At 33.4% G+C, this 22,462-nt stretch carries 24 protein-coding genes; 20 read left to right on the top strand and 4 right to left on the bottom strand.

The window, feature by feature from the left end; translation table 11 throughout:
* The first annotated feature begins 1 nt into the window (after position 1).
* From hslV to SAUT_RS04410, 14 genes are all read left to right on the top strand, one after another.
* Positions 2-541 carry an ATP-dependent protease subunit HslV gene (hslV, locus tag SAUT_RS04475; RefSeq protein ID WP_013326680.1) on the top strand — a complete coding sequence of 180 codons (540 nt, stop codon included), beginning with the start codon at positions 2-4 and terminating at the stop codon, positions 539-541.
* Between the two features lie 88 nt (positions 542-629).
* Positions 630-1,958 carry an ATP-dependent protease ATPase subunit HslU gene (hslU, locus tag SAUT_RS04470; protein WP_013326679.1) on the top strand — a complete coding sequence of 443 codons (1,329 nt, stop codon included), beginning with the start codon at positions 630-632 and terminating at the stop codon, positions 1,956-1,958.
* A 9-nt stretch (positions 1,959-1,967) separates the two neighbouring features.
* Positions 1,968-2,852 carry a GTPase Era gene (gene era / locus SAUT_RS04465; protein ID WP_013326678.1) on the top strand — a complete coding sequence of 295 codons (885 nt, stop codon included), beginning with the start codon at positions 1,968-1,970 and terminating at the stop codon, positions 2,850-2,852.
* Complete coding sequence (locus SAUT_RS04460; RefSeq protein WP_013326677.1) at positions 2,842-3,834, top strand: L,D-transpeptidase family protein; 993 nt, start codon at positions 2,842-2,844, stop codon at positions 3,832-3,834. The genes era and SAUT_RS04460 overlap by 11 nt, the downstream gene beginning before the upstream one ends.
* The gene (locus tag SAUT_RS04455; RefSeq protein ID WP_013326676.1) at positions 3,835-5,127 is read left to right on the top strand and encodes a M99 family carboxypeptidase catalytic domain-containing protein; all 1,293 of its coding nucleotides are present in this window, start codon (positions 3,835-3,837) and stop codon (positions 5,125-5,127) included.
* Positions 5,128-5,138: 11 nt separating this feature from the next.
* Positions 5,139-6,674: a hypothetical protein gene (locus SAUT_RS04450; RefSeq protein WP_013326675.1), complete on the top strand. Its 1,536-nt coding sequence runs from the start codon at positions 5,139-5,141 to the stop codon at positions 6,672-6,674.
* Positions 6,671-7,303: a hypothetical protein gene (locus SAUT_RS04445; RefSeq protein WP_013326674.1), complete on the top strand. Its 633-nt coding sequence runs from the start codon at positions 6,671-6,673 to the stop codon at positions 7,301-7,303. Before SAUT_RS04450 ends, SAUT_RS04445 begins: the two co-directional genes overlap by 4 nt.
* Positions 7,303-7,749: a hypothetical protein gene (locus SAUT_RS04440; RefSeq protein WP_013326673.1), complete on the top strand. Its 447-nt coding sequence runs from the start codon at positions 7,303-7,305 to the stop codon at positions 7,747-7,749. The genes SAUT_RS04445 and SAUT_RS04440 overlap by 1 nt, the downstream gene beginning before the upstream one ends.
* A 9-nt stretch (positions 7,750-7,758) precedes the next feature.
* Positions 7,759-9,387, top strand: coding sequence for a pilus (MSHA type) biogenesis protein MshL (gene mshL, locus SAUT_RS04435; protein WP_013326672.1), 1,629 nt, complete (start codon positions 7,759-7,761; stop codon positions 9,385-9,387).
* Between the two features lie 3 nt (positions 9,388-9,390).
* Entirely contained in the window at positions 9,391-10,200 is an 810-nt protein-coding gene (locus SAUT_RS04430) for an ATP-binding protein (RefSeq protein ID WP_013326671.1), read from the top strand.
* On the top strand, positions 10,193-11,020 hold the full coding sequence (locus SAUT_RS04425) for a CDC27 family protein (protein ID WP_013326670.1): 828 nt from the start codon (positions 10,193-10,195) through the stop codon (positions 11,018-11,020). The genes SAUT_RS04430 and SAUT_RS04425 overlap by 8 nt, the downstream gene beginning before the upstream one ends.
* On the top strand, positions 11,017-11,562 hold the full coding sequence (locus SAUT_RS04420; protein ID WP_013326669.1) for a hypothetical protein: 546 nt from the start codon (positions 11,017-11,019) through the stop codon (positions 11,560-11,562). The genes SAUT_RS04425 and SAUT_RS04420 overlap by 4 nt, the downstream gene beginning before the upstream one ends.
* Positions 11,563-11,570: 8 nt before the next feature.
* Complete coding sequence (locus SAUT_RS04415; RefSeq protein ID WP_013326668.1) at positions 11,571-13,307, top strand: GspE/PulE family protein; 1,737 nt, start codon at positions 11,571-11,573, stop codon at positions 13,305-13,307.
* The gene (locus tag SAUT_RS04410; RefSeq protein ID WP_013326667.1) at positions 13,304-14,551 is read left to right on the top strand and encodes a type II secretion system F family protein; all 1,248 of its coding nucleotides are present in this window, start codon (positions 13,304-13,306) and stop codon (positions 14,549-14,551) included. The genes SAUT_RS04415 and SAUT_RS04410 overlap by 4 nt, the downstream gene beginning before the upstream one ends.
* 5 nt (positions 14,552-14,556) lie before the next feature.
* Here SAUT_RS04410 and SAUT_RS04405 read toward each other — a convergent pair whose 3' ends face one another.
* A complete protein-coding gene (locus tag SAUT_RS04405; RefSeq protein ID WP_013326666.1) occupies positions 14,557-15,135 on the bottom strand; it encodes a YigZ family protein in 579 nt (192 codons plus the stop codon).
* Between the two features lie 5 nt (positions 15,136-15,140).
* Positions 15,141-15,851 carry a YebC/PmpR family DNA-binding transcriptional regulator gene (locus SAUT_RS04400; RefSeq protein WP_013326665.1) on the bottom strand — a complete coding sequence of 237 codons (711 nt, stop codon included), beginning with the start codon at positions 15,849-15,851 and terminating at the stop codon, positions 15,141-15,143.
* An 82-nt stretch (positions 15,852-15,933) separates the two neighbouring features.
* Between SAUT_RS04400 and SAUT_RS04395 the strand changes: the two genes are divergently transcribed.
* From SAUT_RS04395 to SAUT_RS04370, 6 genes are read left to right on the top strand one after another with little or no spacing between them, the layout of a single operon-like run.
* Positions 15,934-16,386 carry a hypothetical protein gene (locus SAUT_RS04395; protein WP_013326664.1) on the top strand — a complete coding sequence of 151 codons (453 nt, stop codon included), beginning with the start codon at positions 15,934-15,936 and terminating at the stop codon, positions 16,384-16,386.
* A gap of 3 nt (positions 16,387-16,389) precedes the next feature.
* Positions 16,390-17,655, top strand: a complete 1,266-nt coding sequence (locus tag SAUT_RS04390; RefSeq protein WP_013326663.1) for an O-acetylhomoserine aminocarboxypropyltransferase/cysteine synthase family protein — start codon at positions 16,390-16,392, stop codon at positions 17,653-17,655.
* Between the two features lie 51 nt (positions 17,656-17,706).
* Positions 17,707-18,813 (top strand): homoserine O-acetyltransferase MetX, encoded by a 1,107-nt coding sequence (metX, locus tag SAUT_RS04385; protein ID WP_013326662.1) that lies wholly within the window; start codon positions 17,707-17,709, stop codon positions 18,811-18,813.
* The gene (gene xseB, locus SAUT_RS04380) at positions 18,806-18,994 is read left to right on the top strand and encodes an exodeoxyribonuclease VII small subunit (RefSeq protein WP_013326661.1); all 189 of its coding nucleotides are present in this window, start codon (positions 18,806-18,808) and stop codon (positions 18,992-18,994) included. The genes metX and xseB overlap by 8 nt, the downstream gene beginning before the upstream one ends.
* Positions 18,991-19,785: a carbon-nitrogen hydrolase family protein gene (locus SAUT_RS04375; protein WP_013326660.1), complete on the top strand. Its 795-nt coding sequence runs from the start codon at positions 18,991-18,993 to the stop codon at positions 19,783-19,785. The genes xseB and SAUT_RS04375 overlap by 4 nt, the downstream gene beginning before the upstream one ends.
* Before the next feature lie 14 nt (positions 19,786-19,799).
* Positions 19,800-20,474 (top strand): HesA/MoeB/ThiF family protein, encoded by a 675-nt coding sequence (locus SAUT_RS04370; RefSeq protein WP_013326659.1) that lies wholly within the window; start codon positions 19,800-19,802, stop codon positions 20,472-20,474.
* Here the strand turns inward: SAUT_RS04370 and SAUT_RS04365 are convergent.
* Both SAUT_RS04365 and SAUT_RS11565 read right to left on the bottom strand, forming a co-directional pair.
* Complete coding sequence (locus SAUT_RS04365; RefSeq protein ID WP_013326658.1) at positions 20,440-21,243, bottom strand: inositol monophosphatase family protein; 804 nt, start codon at positions 21,241-21,243, stop codon at positions 20,440-20,442. The genes SAUT_RS04370 and SAUT_RS04365 overlap by 35 nt on opposite strands.
* Positions 21,244-21,258: 15 nt before the next feature.
* The gene (locus SAUT_RS11565) at positions 21,259-22,407 is read right to left on the bottom strand and encodes a murein transglycosylase domain-containing protein (RefSeq protein WP_013326657.1); all 1,149 of its coding nucleotides are present in this window, start codon (positions 22,405-22,407) and stop codon (positions 21,259-21,261) included.
* Between the last annotated feature and the right edge of the window lie 55 nt (positions 22,408-22,462).

The raw sequence follows: 22,462 nt of genomic DNA, 5'->3' as shown, positions 1-22,462 counted from the left end.
AATGTTTGATGCCACTACCATACTGGCCTACAGAGGCAAAAACAAATCCGTTATCGGCGGTGACGGTCAAGTCACCTTTGGAGACAGCGTATTAAAGGGTAATGCAACTAAAATTCGTACACTGTATCACGGTAAAATCCTTGCAGGATTTGCCGGAAGCACTGCTGATGCTTTCAACCTGTTTGATATGTTTGAAGAGTTTTTAGAAAATAAAAAAGGGGATTTGCTCAAGTCCGTTGTTGAGTTTTCTAAGGCTTGGAGAAAAGACAAGGTTTTACGCCGTCTTGAAGCCATGATGATTGTTTTAAACAAGGAACATATTTTTATACTGACAGGAAACGGTGATGTTGTCGAGCCTGAAGACGGTGAAATAGCTTCCATTGGCAGCGGCGGAAATTTTGCTATATCCGCTGCACGCGCTTTGAAAAAACATGCTTCGCTCGATGAGGAAGACCTTGTCAAAGAATCTCTACACATCGCAGCTGACTTATGTATATATACAAATCATAATATAAAAACTTTAATTTTAGAGGATGCGTAAAATATGAAATATTTTTTCTCGCCTTCAGGCGTAGCTTTAGTGAAAGGAATTGAAGCGGAATTACTTCCGATTCAAGGAGATAAATAGTATGAATTTAACACCTAAAGAAATTGTAGAGTATTTAGACAACTATGTGATTGCTCAAAAAGATGCGAAAAAAACTATCGCACTTGCTCTGCGCACACGTTACAGACGTATGCAGCTTGATGATGAACTTAAAAATGAAATTACTCCCAAAAATATTTTAATGATAGGTTCAACAGGGGTCGGAAAAACTGAAATTTCTAGACGTTTGGCAAAAATGATGAAGGTGCCTTTTATTAAAGTGGAAGCAAGTAAATACACAGAAGTCGGTTTTGTCGGTCGTGATGTAGAGTCTATGATTCGTGATCTAGTTGTGAATTCTATCTCTATAGTAAAAGCTGAACAAGAAAAAGCCAACAAAGAAAAAATAGAAAACTACATCATTAATAAAATTACAGAAAAACTGCTTCCCCCTCTTCCTGCAGGTGCGAGTGAAAGTAAAAAAGACGATTATCAAAGACTGCTTGAAGCGATGGAAAAGCGCATAGAATCAGGTGAAATGGACGACAAAGTAATAGAACTTGAAATTGAAAAACTCAATGTAGAATTTAACGATACAAACCTGCCGCCGGAAATGGCAAAAGTCCAGGAAAGTTTTTCCAAAGTATTTGCAACAATTAACAAAGAAGACAACAAAAAAGAAGTGACTGTAAAAGACGCAAAAATACTTCTTCGACAAGAAGCGGCTACAAAGCTTCTTGATATGACAAGAGTCAATGCCGAAGCACTCAGACGAGCTGAAAACGGAGGCATTATTTTCCTTGATGAAATAGATAAAATAGCACTTAGTGAAAAAAGCCAGGGTAGAAATGACCCTTCAAAAGAAGGCGTACAAAGAGACTTACTCCCGATTGTAGAAGGAAGCAGTGTTTCAACAAAATATGGAACTATTAACACCGACCATATCCTTTTCATTGCAGCCGGTGCTTTTCATGTCAGTAAACCGAGCGATTTAATTCCCGAGCTGCAAGGAAGATTTCCTTTACGTGTTGAATTAGAAGCATTAACAGAAGATACACTTTATAAAATTTTAACACAAACACAAAGTTCTCTGCTTAAACAGTATCAAGCCCTTTTGGCTGTTGAAGGGATGGAATTAATATTTGAGGATGAGGCTGTCAGAGCTATTGCAAAACTTGCACATCGAGCTAATGAAACGGCTGAAGATATTGGAGCAAGACGATTGCACACAGTATTAGAGCTTATCCTTGAAGACATTAGCTTTAATGCTGCTGAGTACAAAGGAAAAGAGTTCATTATTACAGCAAAACTAGTACATGAAAAACTGGATGACGCCGTAGAAGATGAAGATTTATCAAGATATATATTATAGGACAATTAAATGACTAAAGCTGGTTTCGTTTCCTTAATCGGACGTCCAAATGCGGGTAAAAGTACCCTTATGAACTCACTCTTAGGTGAAAAAATTGCAATGGTAAGCCAAAAGGCAAATGCTACAAGAAAACGCTCAAATGCAATTGTTATGCATGAGAATGCACAAATTATTTTTGTTGACACACCCGGTCTGCATGAAAAAGAAAAAATGTTGAATCAATTTATGCTTGATGAAGCACTCAAAGCGATGGGTGATTGTGATCTCATCGTTTATCTGGCTCCTGTTACTGACTCCACAGAGCATTATGAAAAATTTCTGCAAATCAATAACGGACGAGTGAAGCATATAATAGTACTGAGTAAAATTGATCAGGTTTCTCAAGAAAAACTTTTTAAGGCTATTGGTTCATATAATAAATATGCTGATCATTTTGAAGCACTTATTCCTGTTGCTATACCTCGTAAAGTCGGACATAAAGATTTACTGGATATTATTGCAAAAAATTTGCCGGACTCACCTTATCTTTATGATCCCGAGGATTTAACAAGTGAACTTGTTCGTGATATCTATGCAGGATTTGTCCGTGAAGCTATTTTTGAAAATATCAGCGATGAAGTGCCTTACGAATCTGATGTCATTATTGATTCAATTGAAGAAGAAGCCGGCATTGACAGAATTTATGCTACTATTATTATAGAAAAAGAGTCTCAAAAAGGTATTATTATTGGTAAAGGCGGAGAAGCAGTAAAAAGAATAGGAAAATCTGCTCGTGAAAAAATTGAAAGACTTAGTGGAAAAAAAGCTTATCTTAATCTCCAAGTAACAGTAAAAAAAGGCTGGACAAAAGATAAAAACTTCTTAAAAGAGATAGGATATGACAATGGAAAATAAGTTCTACACTAGAACTGTCAATATCTTATTGACTCTTTTTCTTTCAACTTCTATTTTTGCTTCAGACAATAAAATATTAACAAATTATAGACTCCATGGTATTAAAAATATCGAAAAAGCACTAGATAAAAGTCTTACAGAGACAACGTATTGGAAAGAATATCTCAAAAATAAAGACACAAAATTTGGCTATATAGAATCATATACAAATATCTTATTATGTGACAAGTCAAAATCAGAGCTTTTAATCTATTCAAAAGATTCCAACAACACATACAAGCTCCGAAAAGAATACAGCGCATTTACCGGAAAACTTAAAGGGGACAAAAGAAAGGAAGGAGACCTTAAAACGCCTATTGGTGTTTATGATATCATAAAAAAAATATCTAAAGTTGATTCTTTTTACGGTCCGATGGCTTTTGTTACTTCTTATCCAAATTTATATGATAGATACGAAGGTAAAACAGGACAAGGTATCTGGATTCATGGTTTACCTACAAATCAAGAAAGAGATGCGTTTACAAAAGGCTGCATTGCTATTAACAATAAAAGCATTGAGTGTATGAATAGGAATATAGATATTAAAAAAACAGTTCTTATTATTAAAGAAAATGCGAATGACAGTACTACTCCTTCTAAGAAAACACTCTCACAGCTTCTCTCTACACTTTATGCATGGCGCTATGCTTGGCTCTATAATGAAACAGAGAATTATCTTAATTTTTATGCACCGGAATTTAAAAGATATGATGGAATGGATTTTAAAAGATTTAAAAAATATAAGACAAGAATTTTTGCCAAGTATGAAAGTAAAACTATACTGTTTCGCAATATCAATATTGTCACCTATCCAAATATGAAAAGTGTGTATAGAATAACTTTTGATGAAGAGTATAAATCCAATAGTTTTTCTTTTAATGGACGAAAAGTTCTAATTGTTAAGCTGCAAGATAATAAATTTAATATAATAACAGAGAAATAGATGTCTCCTGTTTTCAAAATATGTATAGCGCTTATTCTCTCATCTGTCCTGAGTGCAAATATCAATTTAATAAAAAAAGAAAATAGTGACTCAAACACTACTCTGTTAGTTATAGGCGGTATTCACGGCAATGAACCCGGCGGCTATTTTGCACCTGAAATTTTAGCAACACATTATACAATCAAATCAAAAAATTTATGGATAATTCCAACCTTAAATAAAGCGAGTATTATTGCAAACAAACGTGGTATACATGGTGATATGAATAGAAAATTCAACCACATCAAAAACAATGATAAAGATAAAAAAATTGTTGAAGAAATCAAAAAAATTATTCTTTTACCCAATATTTCACTAATTTTAAATTTACATGACGGCCATGGATTTTACCGCAAAAAGAGTGAAGGAAATATTTATAATCCCGATGCATGGGGACAAACCTGTGTTATAGACCAGTGTAAGCTCTTGCGAGCACAGCCTTTTGGTGATCTCAACGGCATAGCATTAACTGTAAAAGACAATATAAATAAAAAACTGCTCAAAAAACACCATAGTTTTAATGTTAAAAATACAAATACTAAAAATGAGGATATACAAATGCAGCAATCCCTTACTTATTTTGCAGTAAAACATTCAAAACCTGCATTTGCTATAGAAACAAGTAAGAACTTATCTTCTTTGGCTCAAAAAGTATTTTATCAATTAGTCGCCATTGAAGAATATATGAAAATCATGGATATCGACTATACAAGGGACTTTAACCTAAATATAGAAGAGATTTCAAAAATAATAAAAAATTATGGCACTTTAGTAATAAATCACAATTTTTTGTTAAATTTAAATAATATAAAAAAATCTTTAAGCTATATTCCGATAGAATCAAAAAGTAACGAGTTTTATTTTTCCAATCCATTGGGCGAAGTAAAAAAGAAAAGAGGTAGATACTTAGTGTACATAGGCAACAAATTAGTGACCACACTGAGACCTCAGTACTTTAAAATGTCGAAAAATTGTCAAAATAAATTTAAGTTTGTTGTAGATGGCAAGGAAGTTTCTCTACCGAAAGCTTCAGAATTTTATGTAAATGACGATTTTAAAGTTATCAAAGCTAAGAACTACCGTGTTAATGTTATTGGTTATTATAAAAAAGGCACATCTGACGAGAGTCTGATTGATATATCTTTAAATAATTTGAATAAAAAATATTCGATTGATAATACTAACAAAACTTACAGAATAGAAATTTACGACAATGATGAATTTTGTTCCATGTTACTAGTTCATTTTAAATAGGATTATAGTTAATGAATACATCAACACAACACTCTTTTTCAAGTGTATTGTCTGTTAATCCATACAAAGAGACATACTTTAATGGAATATCAAGTTTCATCACTGAAACAACAACAGCGGAATTTTCAAAAGATCAATTTGTAATTTCATATATCAGTACAAAAGAGTTTATAAATGCTCAGATTGAAATCAGTAAAAATATTCCTGAAGAAGACTTATTTGACGCTATCAACAACAAAGCATATGACGAATTAGCACTCGACCAGGCAGTTGAGTATAAAATTCAATACATAGAAACATTTAATACACTTGATGAGGAGAATAGATATTTTCATGTTTTTATTGTAGACCCTTTAGATATAACAAATACTTTTTTAAAAGTAGTTGAAAAAGTAAAATATATTGATGTAATAATCCCTTCTCCTCTTTTAATAAAATCTCTTTATACAAAAGAACTAATTGATAGTAATGGTGTTCACTGTTTCATATATATTCAAGAAAATGATGCTTTTTTAACTATTTACGGGAATAAAGAGTTCATATATACAAAATCTTTAAAATATTCTCTTTTGGAAATGCACGAACGTTTTTGCGAATTACATGGTGAAAGAATTGAATATGAAGAATTCATACATTTTTTCTCTAAAGAAAATTTAAAAGAAACTACGAGCGAGTATAAAGAATTCTTTATTCGTCTTTATAAAGAATTTTTTGCGAATATTAATGATATTCTTACATATGCAAAAAGAGCCTTCGAAATTGAAAAATTTGAGCATGTTTATATAGGAACGCAACTTCCGACTGTCACAAAACTCTATGAAATGTTGGAAGTCGAGTTAAATATAAAATCAAGTGAATTTGAATTTGACTACGGTTTTGAAACAGAAAATAGCTATGTAGATCAATTACATGCACTTATGCATCTTTATACAACATTACCAAAAGATGAAAGGTACGAATGTAATTTCACCGAGTACAAACGTCCTCCAAAATTTATTAAAAGAGCAAGTGGTAAACTTATAATTTTAATATTGGCTTCATTTGCTCTTGCATTTGCTTATCCGATCACATACTGGATTTTAACTTATGCACAGGCACTTCAAGAGGATTTACTCCAACAAAAATATAAAGAGCTTCATAATATTAAAATAACAAGAGAAGCTACAATTAAAAATAGACGGGCAGATAAAGACAAAGCGTTTACATTGCTTGCTAAAGAGAAAAAAGAATATACAGACAAGAAAAATACACTTGTTAAAATTCATGAGGTAAAAGTAGATTATCCTATGAAAGCAAAGCTCTTAGCGATGTTCACCAAAGATTTAAACAAACATGGTGTTAACATTGAAGCGGCCAAATATAGTGAAGGAAGTAAAGGAAAAATATTAACACTTTATTTAGTTTCAGACAAAGACAGAAAAATTACTCAACTGGTTGAGTATGTAACTAAAATTCATGAAGGAAAATACAAGTTCACATTGGAAGAGATTACTTTTGATGTAAAAACAAATAAATATTTTAGTGAATTAAAGGTGAGCATATTATGAAAATAAATATTGAAGATTATCTCCATAGAATAGATGCTGCTTTTAAAGATAAAAGTCAAAAAGATACATATATGACGTATGCAATGGTTGTGGGTGTTATTTTTGCCTTTGCATATCTCCTTTTTTGGGACAGTTCTTTTGAAAAGTTTGAACGTACTAGGGCAAATGTAAATAACCTTCAAACTAAAATTAATGAAGATAAAGTATTTTTACAAGGAAATCCAGAGTCGAAGATTGTACAACTTGAAAGAGAAATAAACAAAGTAAATAATGAAATTATTGCATTAAAAGATACAAATGCATATATAAAAAGTAAAATTGAAACAATTTCATCTTTAATATATGATGAACGTGCGTGGGGTGAATATTTAGATTCTATAACCAAAAATGCTCAAAAATATGATGTCAAATTAATTACTTTAACTAATAGGTATGCTCAAGCTGACAGTTCATTTGGTCATATATTGGATATCACTATTAAATCAGTAGCAGATTATAAAAATACCTTAAAATTCATTAATTCACTAGAACAAAGTGAGCTAGTGGTTGATATACACAACTTTGATATTAAAGCAAATCAAATTCTAGATTCTGATTTAAACATATCTGTATGGGGGATTACATACTAATGAAAAATTTATACTTACTATTAACACTCCTCATAGTAACACAACTGTTTTCTAATGAATTAGCATGGGTTGATGAGCAGGTTGAGGCAATTAAGCCGGCAAGAGTTGGAATTTCTGACAAAGAGATTTCTAAAATCAAAGACCCTTTTATTTTCTTGCATAAAAATGATGATTCAAAACTATCAGGAGCAAAGAAAGGGATCGTTCCTGCTGCTTATTCAAGATACAAAAAAGTCGTCAAACGCAGAACTTTACACTTCAGACTAGAGGCCATCTTAAATAAATCAGCAATGATTAATGGAAAATGGTACAAACAAGGCAGTTATGTACATGGCTATAAATTGGTTAAGGTTGACAGAAAATCTGTTCTATTAATTCGAAAAAACAAAAAACTTCTTCTTTCTACAGTGAGCAGAAGTAAAAAAATTAAAATCAACAATAAGTAGGGATCTCAAATGAAATTTATAAAAACATCGGTTTACACGGCTATGATTACCGTTATGCTTTCAACAAGTAGTTTTGCAGACTGTTCTTATGAACTTTTTAGTATCAGTTCTGCAAAAAACACTAAAATAGTTGATTTTATAGAACAACTTAGTGATGAATGTGGTTTTAGTATCATTGTTACTGATCCAAATGCCAAAAAGTTCTTAAATACAAAATTGAATAAAACAAACTTAAAAAATTTAACGATTGATGAAGTACTAAATATTATCTTAACAGAACACAACCTTTCTTATACACTTGAGAACAATTTACTGAAAATCTCTTATTTAAAAACGAAGGTATTTAATATAGACTATATTCTTTCACAAAGAAAAAGTAGTGGCAGTACTGATGTTACCCTCAGTTCTTCATCTAACTCCCAGCAAGGAAGTACAGCAGGTGGTGCAACTGCTTCAACTTCCACACAAGGTGGAAGCGAATCTGGAACAGGAGGCAATTCTACATCTGAAACAGGCATACAAATTGTAAGTAGTGATGAAGTGAAATTTTGGGAACAACTTGACACAGAATTTCAAAGTGTTCTCAACCGTCCACATGACATATATAAAGCAACTCCTCCAATTATTAATAAAAATGCAGGGCTCATTACTGTTACTGCAACTGACAAGCAATTAAAACGTTTTGAAAGCTATTTGAAAAAACTGCAAGATAAGGTAAAACTACAAGTTCTTATAGATGTACAGCTTTTGTCTGTAACAATGAGTAAAGGAAAATCTACAGGTATTGATTGGAAGCAGCTTTATGCACTTCAAAATATCAAGCTTTCTGCTAGTACAGCCAACTATAACAATATAGGTACAACAATACCTGCAGATGGTATCATAACTGATACTGCTGCTGTAGGTGCAGGTGCATCACAGCTATTAAGTATGAGCGCTAGTGGCCAACTGACAGAAGTTATCAAGTTCTTAAAAACTCAAGGAGATGTAAACTCTATATCAAACCCAAAAGTACTCACTTTAAATAATCAACCAGCACTTATTACCGCTGGAACTGAGTATTTTTATAAAATTATTTCTTCCACAAATCAACAAGGAACAGGTGGCGGAGTGGCTGCGACAACACAAAATGATACAGTTAATTCTGTATTTGCCGGTGTCCTTTTAACAATTACTCCAGAGATTTCGGATGATAAAACAATTACACTTAAAATAAATCCGTCATTGTCAGAAACAACAACAGACATTTCACAAACGTCAAATAGCGGAAGAGATATGCCTCCGGATTTAAACCGCCGTCAACTCTCTTCTGTTGTAACAGTTAAAGATGGTAATAGAATTATATTAGGTGGTCTTATTAACTCCAAAAACACAAGTGATACGAATCAGGTGCCGATTTTAGGCAGTATTCCTGTCCTTGGTTATTTATTTAAACATGAAGAAATAGTAAAAACTGTTGAAGAACTTGTAATTATTATAGAACCGCATATTATCCACAAAGAAAAAGATTCAATTTCACTCAGTGATTTAGGATACGAAGGTCTTAGTGATGATTTACTTACACTTGAATCAGCTTCAAAAGAAAAAAAAGAAGTCAAATTAAATCAAAAAGATGATGAAGAGAAAGAAGGTAAATAACATATGGACAGTATCTTTGTAAATTCCAAAAATGTTTTCTTAGATACAGTCAATGCAAAAGATTATATACAGTTAAACAGAGTGTCTACTATATACCAATCTTTAAAAGACTCAATAGAGAAACCTCTTAAAATGATACTCCTGTTTGGAAAACCGGGAACGGGTAAAAGTATATTTCTAACAAAACTCCATAATGATTTATGCCAAGAAAATAATATTTACCTCTATCAAACACCTATTTTAGATGAAAATGAATTCTATAAAACACTTGCACAAGATATATTTAATATAAAATATAATGACACGTTAAATTTCACCCAATTTATGAAAATTGTAAAAGATAGAGAAATAGAGCAAATTCCGATTGTTTTATTAGATGAAGCTCAGCTTTATTCTGAGACATTGATGGAAAAAATAAGGCTTTTGTCTGATACCAGAAGTATTAAATTTGTTATAACATTACATAAAACAGAAAAAGAAGATCTCATTGCAAAAGAGCACTTTCAAACCAGAATTTGGGAAACATTTGAGCTTGAAAATGCCTCAACTACAGAACTGAAAATTTATATACAAAAAAAACTTATGAAGGCAAACTGTTTTGATACTGCAAATATGTTTAATACAAAAACAGTAAATAAAATTTACAAACTTACAAATGGAAACTATAGGGACACAAATAAATTGCTTTATACACTCTTTGATATTTATGATACCTATGAGCAAAACAGCCGTATATATCCAATTAACACAACCCATATTCCAAATAAATTTGTAGAAATGGCTGCAATACATACAGGGCTCATTAATGCTTAATATTCATGATTTAGAAAAACGTTGGAAAATATATAAAATAAAATCATTTTTGCCTTATATAATAATAGGAATAAGTCTATTAGTAATTATTCCCATTGTATATAGCTTTTACACAAATATAAATAGTAGTATTCCTCCAAAAAAACAAATTCTACAAAAAAAGAATGTTCAAGTAGCGGTTGTTCAAGAAAAGAAAAAGACCAAGGCAAAACCAGTTGCAGTGAAAAAAAAAGTTCTAATTACAAAACCGATTCCAGTCAAAAAAACGCAAAGAAGTATTCAAACACCTGTACAAACTCAGAAATTGCAACCATCAATGAATTTTATGAAAAATATTCAACATCAAGCATCACAACCACAGTATTCAAAGCGACAAACCCCAAAAAAACAGCGAATTGTGAAAAAAAAGAGAAGAGTAGTAAAGCCAAAAGTAGTGCAGGAAGTCATTCAGGATATTACACCTGAAACTACTGTTAAACAAGAACCAAAAGTTGCCATTACAATTGAAAGAAAAGAGACTCAAAACGATATTTTTGAAATTATTAAACGCTTTAAGAAGAACAACAACCCTGCTCTTAGTCTGTTTGTTGCAAAAAAATATTATGAACTTGGTAACTATGAACAGTCATATAATTATGCGCTAATTACCAATCAGATTAATTCCAATATAGAAGCCAGCTGGATTGTTTTTGCAAGATCACTCGTAAAACTTCATAAAAAAGATAAAGCAATTCATACACTTCAAGAGTATATAAAAGTTTCGCATTCAAGTAATGCTGAAATACTTTTAAATGAAATCAAATCAGGAAAATTTAAATGAAATTAATCATACTTTTTATACTCACTTATAATCTTTTTGCATATGATATAAAGCAGAATTTATTTACTTTATATCAAAATAAAAAATATGAAAAAGTTTGTAGTATAGGTTTTAATAATTTTCAAAAATATAAACAAGATGAAGAATTTGTCAGTTTATATGCATTTGGATGTTTAAATTCCGACTATATAGATAGATTGGCTATACCAATAGCCACATTGAAATTTTCAAAAGAAGCTCGCGCAAATTCAGCTTATTTTTCAGTTATTTTAATGCAAAAAAAGCTTTTATACCATGCTCTAATTGACGGATATGATTTGTCTAAGTATATTCTTCCTTCAACAGATTATGTTTTATCAAGAGTCTTTGATTTGTATATAAAACTCGGTAAACATGAACCAAGAGCTTTTTACCTGTTTGAAGATCCAACTGATATGAAGCTAAGTTACAAACTATATATTTCAAAAGGTGATAGAGTCAGTAAAATGGTTATTGAAGAATATTATGATACAATAATTTTAAAACGTCACGTATATTGGTAGGAGTTATTGTGGATAGAATAACAACTGACTTACTTGCTAACGGTTCAATAATGAAGGGGCAAGTAGACAGGCTTTTATCAAAAGGTATTAGTGAAAACCTAATCCTTCGAGATATTACTCTCTCTGGCTTTATGACTATGGAACGACTTGTCAGGTTTATTGTTCATCAAATAAGAGAAGGTGTTTATGACCTTTCTATCATTGATAATTATGATTACATAGAAGAAAAAGCAGTACTTGAAAGACTGGCACAAGAGCTTGACCTTCTCTTTTTAGATCTTGATTCTATTGACATGGATTATAATCTTATAGAAAAAGTCCCTCTTAATCAACTCGAAAAGCACAATGCAATACCAATATCTCAAGATGATATGAGTGTCACTGTTGCTTTTAGCGATCCATTGGATATAGATGCTCAAGAGGCCATTCAAAGACTATTTCCAAGAAAAATTCTTAAAATCGCTTTAGCTACAAAAAAACAAATTTTGTCTTCTTTGTATAAAATTAGTCTCAAAGACAGTATTAAAGATTTGGTAAAAAAAATACGCGATGAGTTAAACTCTATCAGTACTATAGAAGAGCAACAAGAGGCATCTTCAATTTTACTTCTTATAGATGTTGTTTTAAAGACATGTATTAACTCCAGATCAAGTGATGTCCATATTGAACCAACTGAAAAGAACTGCATGGTTCGAGGGCGTGTAGATGGAAAATTAACTGAAATGTTTATTTTTGAAAAAGATATTTATCCACCTCTGGCTTCCAGGCTAAAACTTCTTGCAAATTTAGATATTGCTGAAAAAAGAAAACCACAAGACGGCCGATTTTCTACCATGGTTGGAGCCAGAGAATATGACTTTCGGATATCAACACTGCCAATACTTTACGGTGAATCAATTGTTATGCGTGTTTTAGATAAACAAAAAGCACTTGTGAGACTTGAAGATGCAGGCATGGATTCTGTTAGTTATCAAAAACTGCTCAAAGGTCTCAAAGCACCATATGGGATCATTTTGGTTACCGGGCCTACAGGAAGTGGTAAAACTACTACATTGTATGGTGCGTTAAATGAACTCAGAAATGTCGAAGATAAAATAATTACTGTTGAAGACCCTGTTGAGTATAGAATGAATCTCATTCAGCAAGTCCAGGTCAATGCGAAAGTCGGTCTTAGTTTTGCTGATGCACTAAGGTCAATTCTAAGACAAGATCCTGATAAGATTATGATTGGTGAAATTCGTGACCAGGAAACACTTGAAATTGCGATTAAAGCAGCATTAACAGGTCACATGGTCATTTCAACACTCCATACTAACGATGCCATTAGTGCAATACCACGTATGGCAGATATGGGTATCGAGCATTACCTGATCAGCGGTGCTCTTGTAGCTATTCAGGCACAAAGACTCGTTAGAAAAATATGTACGTATTGTAAAGCAGAAGACACACTCTCTGCATCCGTTTTAGAAGAAATAGATGATGTTGTACCAGAAGGTACAATTTTTTACAAAGGAAAAGGTTGTAAAGAGTGTGCAGATACAGGTTATATGGGAAGGGAAATGATATGTGAAGTACTTAATATTTCAGAAGAACTCTCTTCTTTAATTGCTAAAGGTGCTTCCAAAGAACAGATGCTTGAACAAGCTAAAGGAGAAGGGTTTATAGGACTCTTTCAAAATGGTATCCAAAAAGCAATTGATGGCATAACCAGTATAGAAGAAGTATTAAAGGTGGCAAAAGGATGAAATATTTTGTAGCAACTGTTTTAACAAAAGGGAAAAAAGAAGAGATTGGACTCTATGCTGAAAACAAAAAAGAGGCAAATAGTTACGCTAAATTAAAATTTCCCGGCATTATCATCAAAGTCACAGAATCCCAAGAACCTCTTGAAGCACAATTTAAAAGATTTAAAACAAGTTTTTTATCAAATATAAAAAAGAGAAAAATCAAGCCGGATGCACTTATTGCAGCGATTCGACAATTAGCCGTTATGACGAATGCAGGTATTTCTATACATGATTCACTCAGTGAAATTGCAAGTGCGACAACAGATGAAGCACTAAAATTTGTCTTTTCAAAAATTGCAGAAGATATTAATGCCGGGCACTCGATTTCCTCAGCAATGCAAAACTTTCGCTATGAACTTGGAAATTTAACTATTGCAATGGTTGAACTTGGAGAAAAAACCGGTAATTTGGATGAAGCTTTATACTCTTTAGCAAATATGCTTGAAGAAATAAGAGCCAATGTTGTTAAATTTAAAAAAGCAATGGCATATCCTAGAAATGTTATGATTGCGATGGCTATTGCATTCACCGTTTTAATTTCTTACGTAGTTCCTCAGTTTAAATCAATTTTTGAAGAGCTCCATGCACAACTGCCTTTACCAACACTTATTTTATTAAAACTTGAATATATTTTCAACAATTTTGGTCCATATGTTTTAGCCATTATTGCTATTGTGTTTTTTGTTTTTAAATACTTAATCAATAACTATGAAAATTTAAGATATGGTTGGCATAAATTTTTGCTCAAAGTATATTTAATAAAAAACATTATAAAGTTTGCGACTTTAAGTAGATTTACACTTGTCTTTTCTGAACTTATTCGTGCCGGCATTCCTATAGCCGAAGCCCTGGATACTGCTACTTCAATGGTAGACAATCTACCTCTTAAAAGGAAACTTCAATCAGTAATAAGCACTGTAGAAAAAGGCGGTACACTCAATAAGGGTCTTGAAGAAACAGGTCTTTTCGAAAATATGATTATTCAAATGATTCGTGCAGGTGAAGACAGTGGTACACTTGATACTATGATCAAAAAAGTGGCTGAATACTATAAAATGCGATTTGATGCAATTATAGATGGCTTAAGTGAAGCTATAGAACCTATTATGCTACTTATGATAGCATCAATGGTTCTATTACTTGCGCTTGGTATTTTCTTACCAATGTGGGATATGGGTAATGCAGTGCAAGGTAGACGATAGTTTATCTATCTCTCTACTATTGTAATTATTCTAGCAGCTTTAGTGAGAAAATTTTTCATATTTTCTTCACTCGCTGTAATTTTGTATGATACTTTTGAGTCAAATTCTTTGTGGGATATAGTAATGTCAAACTCTTTACATTCATAATCTATAAAGCGAACATCACTATAATCAAAGACAATATTTTTAGTCAGCTCTTTTTTATACTCATACAAATCTGCTTTTTCAATAACTAAATTGACAGCATCACTGTATGCTCTTACTAAACCACCTGTTCCCAGCTTTGTTCCGCCGAAATAGCGTACAACAATTACAGCAGTATTAATAAGTTCCCTACCCTGCAAAACCATTAATGAGGGCTTGCCTGACGTTCCGGCCGGTTCACCGTCATCGCTGGAGTGTTCAACAATCTGCTCATATTCATTTAAATATCTATAAGCTGTTACAAAATGCCGTGCTTTAGGATGTCGTTGTTTGAGTTTTTGCAGAAGTGTTTCATATTCGGCATAAGGTGTGAGATGTGCAATAAACTTTGACTGCTTCACCTCAAGAGTATTTTCATACTCTTTTTTTATATAGTACATTTATCTTATGCTAAATTTGTATAAACTTTTTGAACATCTTCATCATCTTCGAGTCTTTCTAAAATTTTATCTACATCAGCATGTTCTTCATCACTGATTTCAATCGGGGTATTTGCAATTCTTTCCAGTGTAGCTTTCGTTATCTCTACACCCATTTTTTCTAAAGCTTCATTCATCGTACCAAAACTTGTATAATCAGCTGTTACCAAGACAACACCGTCTTCTGCTTCTATCTCTTCAAGTCCTGCATCTATAAGTTCCAATTCCAACTCTTCAATATCCATATCGTTTGAAAGTGGAAATTCAAAAAGAGCTTTACGGGAAAACATAAATTCTAAAGAACCGTTTGTAAGCATTTCTCCACCGTTTTTGTTCAAGGTACTTTTTACATTTGCAACTGTTCTTGTATTATTATCAGTTGCACACTCTATGAAAAGAAGTACACCATGGGGTGCTTTTCCTTCAAAATTTACTTCTTTCATATCAGCACTGTCTTTGGCAGTCGCTCTTTTTATAGCTGCATCAATATTATCTTTTGGCATATTTTCAGCTTTTGCATTTAAAATTGCAGTTCTAAGCTTTGCATTCATATCCGGGTCACCACCACCCTCTTTTGCCGCCATAGTGATAACTTTCCCAAGTTTTGGAAACAATTTAGACATTGCTCCCCATCTTTTTAACTTTGATGCTTTTCTATATTCAAAGGCTCTACCCATAAAAAAATTCCTTATTACAATTATTTTTGAAATTATACCATTTTCAATGGATAAAATGTATAATACGACATAAGGAAGATTAATGAGACTCGGTTTTAGACTAAAACATCATTTTTTTAGTGCATTTCGGGAACTATTTGTACACCATCACGGTTCACTGGAATTTCGTGCAAAAATTTTTGCCCTCTTGATTGCAGCCAATGAAGAAGCAACTGTAGAAAACTACGTTCTAATTAAAAATATCGGTCTCAAATTATATAAGGATGATACAGATAGAGCAAATCTGCTCATGTTATCATCCAAAGAGCTTGTCAAAAAAGTAAAAGAAAATAATGGTTTAGATATTGATTCATTGGCATTCAATATACAAAAAGAGTTGAAAATTGTCCCTCGTTATGCAAAAAAAATAGATGTCGATGCACTCAGAGAATTTTTAAAATATACCTACGACAATGACACCTTGGCATATCAAGAAAATATTTTAGAATTTTTACAAAAAATCAAAGATGAAACACTCAATCAGAATAAAGGTTAACCTATGGATTTACAAACACTAGCGCTTCATGCCGGATATGAAAAAGACTCCCAGAGAACAATGGCTGTTCCAATTTATCAAACTACTGCTTATGAATTTCGTGATGTTGAGCATGCGGCAAACCTCTTTGCGCTAAAAGAACTTGGCAATATATATACACGTTTAAATAACCCTACAACTGATGTTTTTGAAAAACGTTTTACCGCACTTGAAGGCGGGGAGGCAGCAATCGCTACTGCAAGCGGTATGAGTGCAATATTTTTTGCACTAGCCAATGCGGCCCAAGCAGGAGACAATATTATTTGTGCTAACCAGCTTTACGGTGGAAGCTTAACACTCAGCACGCATACGCTTAAACGATTCGGCATTGAAGCCAGATTTTTTGATGTGCATAAACCGCAACAGATAGAAGTACTTATTGATGAAAAGACAAAAGTGATTTTTTTTGAATCATTGACTAATCCGAGTATTGATGTTGCCGACATAGAAGCACTCACTGCTATCGCGAATAAGCATAATATTTTAACAATTGTTGACAATACCGTAGCAACACCTGTTTTATGCCGTCCTTTTGAATTTGGTGCAGACATAACTGTTCACAGTGCCAGCAAATATACAACAGGTCAAGGATTGGCAATAGGCGGAATTTTAGTAGAGAGAAAAGGACTGGTTGACAAACTAAAGAACAATCCGAGATACAGCCATTTTAACGAGCCTGATGCTTCTTATCACGGACTTGTATATACTGATACCGGGCTGCCTCCATATACACTGCGTGCCCGTTTATCACTTCTTCGCGATTTGGGTGCAGTCGTTTCTCCATTTAATTCATGGCTTTTTATTCAAGGTATTGAAACACTCTCTTTAAGAATGAAAGAACATTCCAAAAATGCGCTTATGCTCGCAGAGTTTTTAGAATCACACAAAAAAGTAAAAAAAGTAAATTATCCCGGGTTAAAAAGCAATGCAAACTATAAGAACGCACAAAAATACTTTCAAGACGGTTTGTGCAGCGGACTGCTGAGTTTTGAAGTTGAAGATTTTGATGAAGCGACAAAAATAGTAGATGCAACAAAACTATACTCTCTTGTTGTCAATATCGGTGATTCAAAATCTATCATTACACATCCCGCTTCTACGACACATCAGCAGCTTTCGCATGAAGAATTAATTGCCTGTGGTGTTCCCGAAGGACTCATACGAATTTCCTGCGGTTTAGAGAGTGTCAAAGATTTAATAGAAGACTTGAAACAAGCACTTGAAGCATAATTAAGACTCTTTTGCTAAAATACCATTATTAATTTTTGGAGTATTATTCACTTGTCTTTAAACCTGCAAACATATACAGAACACTTTACTAATCCGCTTTATCTTGAAAGCGGGCGTATTTTGGAGCCGTATGATATAACATATGAAACATATGGAACCATGAATGAAGACAAGAGCAACGTAGTTGTTGTTTGTCATGCACTCACAGGGTCACATCATGCTGCAGGTTTGTATGAAGATGAAACAAAACCCGGTTGGTGGGACGGCTTTATTGGCTCCGGCAAAGCAATAGATACTGACAAATATTTTGTTATCTGCTCAAATGTTATAGGCAGTTGTTTTGGCTCGACCGGTCCTATGAGCCTACAACATCCATACCAAGAACCTTATCGTTATAAATTTCCGGTTGTCAGCATAAAAGATATGGTCAAAGCACAAAGAATTTTGTTTGACAGACTTGATATTCACAGAGTACATGCAATTGTCGGCGGTTCTATGGGCGGTATGCAGGCACTCCAATTTGCTATTCACTACCCGAATTTTGCCAATAAAATCATAGCACTTGCCACCACACACGCAACCCAGCCATGGGCTATTGCATTTAATAAAGTTGCTCAAGAGTCTATCCTCAATGACCCTGACTTTAAACAAGGTTATTATGACCCGGATCTACTCAAAGAACAAGGCCTTTCTGGGATGGCAGTCGGTCGTATGGCAGGACATATCAGCTTTTTATCGCATGAATCTATGCGTGAAAAATTCGGCAGAGACTATAAACTCACAGACGGACTTTATGAACTTTTTGGAAAGTTTCAAGTAGAGTCTTATTTGGAGTACAACGGCTATAATTTTACAAAATGGTTTGATCCGCTGGCGTATCTCTACATAACAAAAGCAATTAACATATATGATTTGTCTCGAGGGTTTGATTCTTTGGCTGAAGCGCTTAAGCGCGTAACTTCTGCGCTTTATTTGGTAAGTTTTAAAAATGATTTGTTATTTAAAAATTTTGAGATGAAAGAGATTGCTGATGAATTAGATAAGATCGGCAATAAAAACCATAGCTATATAGATGTGAAGAGTGACTACGGTCATGATGCATTTTTAGTAGAACTAAATAAATTTGAAAACCATGTAAAGGATGCACTCAATGGCTAAAGAAAAATTTGAAACAAAACTGCAAAGTGCCAAAGAAATTTTGGAAACACTTATGAATCCGGAAATCACCCTAGAAGAGAGTGTCAAAGCCTATGAAAAAGGGATGAAAGAGTTAGCCCAGGCACAAAAAATGCTCGAAGATGCTCAAATTAAAATTCAAAATCTAAAAACTGAGCGATGAAAGCCGCAGTTTTACAACTCAATGCTCAGGGCATGAGTTCAACAAAACTTTATAATTATGTAAGAATCGCAAGTAAAAAAGAGGTAAGAGTATTGCTGCTTGGTGAATATGTCTTGAACCCTTTTTTTAAAGAGCTTGAACATATGTCTGTATCTATGATAAAAGAACAGGCTCTTCACCAAATTAAAATTTTAAAAGAACTCTCTTTAACATATAATATGACGATAATTGCTCCTCTTGTCATTGTAAAAAAAGATGAAATCTATAAATGTATAGCAAAATTTGCGCCTGCATCTACCTCTTACTATAATCAACAAATTCTTATAAACTATGCGCACTGGAATGAAGAAAAGTTTTTTGCAAATGAGATTACACAGCTACAGGCACCTATGGTTTTTAAAATTGACGGCTTTAAATTTGCAGTGATGAATGGATTTGAACTTCATTTTGATGATTTTTTTGCTAAACTTAGGAATAAAAATATAGACTGTTTACTGGTTCCGAGTGTTTCGACTTTTGAATCTTATGAAAGATGGAAAGCGTTAGTACTTACAAGAGCGTTTACACACAATATATATATACTAAGAGCCAACAGAATCGGTGAGTATCAAGATAAAGAGTTTATATGGAAATTTTACGGTGATTCTATTTTGGCATCTCCCAATGCGGAACTGCTCAACCATTTAGGCAACACAGAAGAGTTAATGATAGTGGACATGAGCCATACTGATGTTGTACGTGCCAGGCGCACATGGGGATTTAAAGAAGCTATAAGTAAAAGAACTCACTAAAAAAAGGATTTATGATGATGCAATATTTTCACAGACAGGTACAGCTTTGGGGAGAAGAGACGCAAAACAGACTTCAAACTAAAAAAATAGCAATCGTTGGTGCAGGAGGACTTGGTTCTTCACTTGCTTTTGCATTAGGTTCAACAGGAATCGGAGAAATACATATTATAGATTTTGATGAAGTAAGTCTGCACAATATTCATAGACAGATTGCATTCAAAATGGGGGATGAAGGAAAAAATAAAGCCAAAATCAATATCCAGACTATAGAGCAAAAATGTCCATTTACAAAAGCAATTGCCCATGAGTGTAATTTCGAAGAGTGGACGAAAAAGAATATTTCCGTTGACCTCATCATAGATGCAACAGACAACCTTCCTACACGCGGGGACATTAATACCTATGCAAAAAAAGTCAATATGCCTTGGATATATGGAAGTGTTGAAGCTTTTCACGGACAGGTTTGTTTTATCGATAAATCCTCATTTAATGACGCTTTTAAAATCGTGCAAAAAACACCTGCCGGAATTGCAGCACCTATTGTTATGCATATAGCATCTCTGCAGGCAAATCTTGCTTTAAGATTTTTGGCAGATTTGGCTGTAAAAAAAGACCTGCTGTATTATCTCTTTTTTAATGATGAAGGAGAACTTATTACTCAGAAGTTTGGACTGCCAACAGAGGATTAATCATATTTAAAAAATCATTACGCGCTGTTGCATTTGCACTTGCCACTATATAACCTTGATGATTGATAGGATCAATTTCCACCCCTTGTAAATCAGTAACAAAACCTCCGGCATTTTTTATAATCAAACATGCCGCTGAGAGATCCCATGCATTGGCAGACTTAGGAAAATACGCTATATAATTGCTGTAAGCACCTTTTGCAACCATACACATTGAGTAGGTGATAGAACCGCCTATAGACGTTAGCTTTTTCACCCTATCCTCTTTAAAAAGCTGATTAAGACTTCTTACAATAGGATGGGAACGTTCAGGCTTGAAATTAACTACAGCAACTGTAGGATTCTCCCTTAATGGTAAGGTCAACATCCCAATATAAGACTTCGCACCCTTTTCAGTTTGAAAAAATTCATTTGTAAACGGATTAAAGACTATACCTACACTCACCTCCCCATTTTCTATAAGGGAAAGATTTATCGCAGCTGTATTCTCATGCGTTATAAAAGCCCATGTACCATCTATTGGGTCGATTGCCCAGTACGGCTGTGAAGTGTCAATATCATCGCACTGCTCTTCTCCCATGACCTGTATATCAAAACTATCTTTTAAACGTTTTGTCATATAATCTTGAACCTGCTGATCGATATTACTTACAGGTGTATCATCATCTTTAAATTCATAAGAAAACGTATTTGTTTCTCTAGCTTCTTTAATAATTCTACCTGCTTCTTCCACAATCTGCTTGGCAATAATCAAATATATGTTTCGCACTGATATTCCTTATAATTATATATGTACAAACTCTTTTTTGGCAGTAACAACTTTTTGTAAATAATCTCGTGTTTCTTTATAAGGAAGATTATTACGCAACTTAGTATATACAACGTTTGGTTTTAAAGTATTAATAGTTTTTTTTGCCCTGTTTCTGTCTTTATTAAAGGTCTTTAATACATTTCCGCTTCCGGTATTGTAAGCACTGATAACACAATACTCGCGTGATACAGGATTGTAAATACCGCTCAAGTATTTTTTATTTAATATATTTAAATAGGCTACACCCAATTCAATATTATTCTTTGCATTAAAAAGATAGATTTTTGACGGTGTATGTTTTTGGCCCTTTACATGTAAGTACGCATCACGCCCTGCAGTTTTTGGCATAATCTGCATTAGTCCGTAAGCACCGGAACCACTGACGGCAAATTGGTTAAAATCACTCTCTGTTTTTATAATGGCATAAACTAAATTTTCACTTATATTGTACTTTTTAGCATACTTTTTTACCAGTGGTTTAAATTTTGCAATCCGTATATTTGCATGGTCACGCACCATAGGAAATTCAACATAGCTCATTTTTACAGGTTTGCCCTTACGCTTGATAGTTGCAGTTTTATAGTTGTTTTTCAGCAAGATATTCGCATATCTGTTTGCCCGCCACTGGTAGCGGATATTTTTATTCATATCATCTTTAACTTCACCAAAAAGATAAGGTGTGCCTCCGAGCTTGGCATTTTTGGTCCCAAACAGATCAACACTTCTTGGGTCATCAGGCAATAACAGTGTAATAACTATACTCTGCTTTAAATTTTTTTTATCCCCGAGTGTTTCTACCCGTACAGTGCCTTTTGTAAAATCAATTAATGCTCTGCTCTTATAGTTTTGCAGGTATTTTACATACTCTTTTTTCTGAGGTATAAGCACATTCTCTTTACCCCATGATTTTGAAATATTCTTCATAAAACTAGTTAAAAATCTAATGTCTGATTGTAGCTGTTTTGGATGTTGTATATAGTGAACGGATTTATTACGCGCAAAACCTTTAAAAGCAGCGGATGGATTTTTTGACATACCAGCCCGCACAATTGCATTGTAATCACTGCTTGCACAACCGGCCAGAAGAAATGTAATAAGTAAAATTGTTAAATACTTTTTCATAGAAGAATTATACTGAAATTTTTAATTATTTTTGGAAACGATATAAGTAGTGGGT

Source organism: Sulfurimonas autotrophica DSM 16294, from assembly GCF_000147355.1.
GTDB lineage: Bacteria > Campylobacterota > Campylobacteria > Campylobacterales > Sulfurimonadaceae > Sulfurimonas > Sulfurimonas autotrophica.
The sequence above is the reverse complement of the archived record's forward strand: the minus strand, read 5'-3'. Positions and strand labels throughout refer to the sequence as shown.